This window comes from Rothia nasimurium (genome assembly GCF_928381705.1).
Taxonomy (GTDB): Bacteria; Actinomycetota; Actinomycetes; order Actinomycetales; family Micrococcaceae; genus Rothia; species Rothia nasimurium_G.
This window is the reverse complement of sequence record NZ_CAKMSR010000028.1, coordinates 1-1,391: the sequence shown is the minus strand read 5'-3', so window position 1 is coordinate 1,391 and position 1,391 is coordinate 1. Positions and strand designations below refer to the sequence as shown.

Here is a 1,391-nt window from a genome sequence, read left to right as displayed (position 1 = left end):
ATTGCGGGTTAAGGGTCAAAAAGTGTGTCCGGAATCGCGGATTTTCACGGATTGACCTGTAGGTTTCCGGAAAGTATATGCTCCGGAAGCATATATCTAGCCCCCGACGGGAAATCCTCGGTGTGGCAGCCGTGATGTGCTATGCGCGGCGTGGTGTGGTGTCGCAATGTCGAAGAACCAACCACGCTGCCACTGCGGCGGTGAAATGAAACGCAACGGCACCACCAGCAAAGGCACCACCAGATGGCGCTGCAAACAATGCGGCGCCTCCAGCGTCAAACGTCGAAACGACATCACCAACGCGGCAGTGTTCACCCAGTTCATCGAGCATTGCACCACCGCAATATCACTCGACGACCTAGCCAAACGAAACGGTGTTAGCCGCGCCACCATGAAGCGGCGCTTCAAGTGGTGCTGGCTCGTTGATGTGCCTGACCCCACCGCCGGCCACCACAAGCGGATCTACGACCAGGTATTTCTCGATGGCACCTACACCGCCGGTGGCTGCCTGATCGTCGCGGCGACCATCGACCACGTGATCGCCTGGCACTGGTGCAAACACGAAACCACCCGCGACTACCAACTGCTGCTTGAACGCATCGAAGCCCCACTCATCGCCGTCATCGACGGCGGCCAAGGCGCATACAGCGCAATCAAAAAGTGCTGGCCGACTACGAAAATTCAACGCCGCCTCGTCCACGCCCAACGCGTGGTCCGCCGCTACACCACCACCAACCCACGCACCGATGCCGGGCGCACCATCTACCGACTTGCGCTGAAACTGACCCGGATCACCACACTGGATGAAGCCGCCGCGTGGGGTGTGCAACTGCACGAGTTTTCAACGATCTACCGGGAATGGATGAACGAGAAAACCATGATCAAAGACCCCAAAACAGGTGCATGGACCCGCGTGTGGACCCACCACAACGTGCGCAAGGCCTACAACAGCCTCAACCATCTTTGGCGGTCCGAGATGCTGTTTGTCTACCTCAACCCGCCAGCAGGAGTCCTTGCGCCCGAGCGGATCAAATCCACCACCAACAGCTTAGAAGGCGGCATCAACGCCCAGCTCAAACTGCTCGCCAGAACCCACCGCGGCAGATCAGGCGAACGACAACGCCGCATGCTGGATTGGTGGCTCTACTTAAAAACGGAACTGCCTGACGATCCAGTACGAATCGCCAGGCAGTCCGACTGGGGCCAGGGCCAACTCGCCAAAGTATCCACCCTGACCCAAACCGAGAACCAAGCCGACCACGAAACAGGACGCCCAGCCCTCTACGACAACGCTATCGACACCGACTACACCCACTCAATCGGCATTCAAAAAGGCCAAATCTAACCCCCGCGACACGCCGAGCCAGACACACATTTTGACCCTTAACCCG

At 58.4% G+C, this 1,391-nt stretch carries 1 protein-coding gene; it reads left to right on the top strand.

The window, feature by feature from the left end; translation table 11 throughout:
- Positions 1-166: 166 nt before the first annotated feature.
- The gene (locus L6762_RS11845; RefSeq protein ID WP_237187490.1) at positions 167-1,345 is read left to right on the top strand and encodes an IS256-like element IS1249 family transposase; all 1,179 of its coding nucleotides are present in this window, start codon (positions 167-169) and stop codon (positions 1,343-1,345) included.
- The last annotated feature ends 46 nt before the right edge of the window (positions 1,346-1,391 follow it).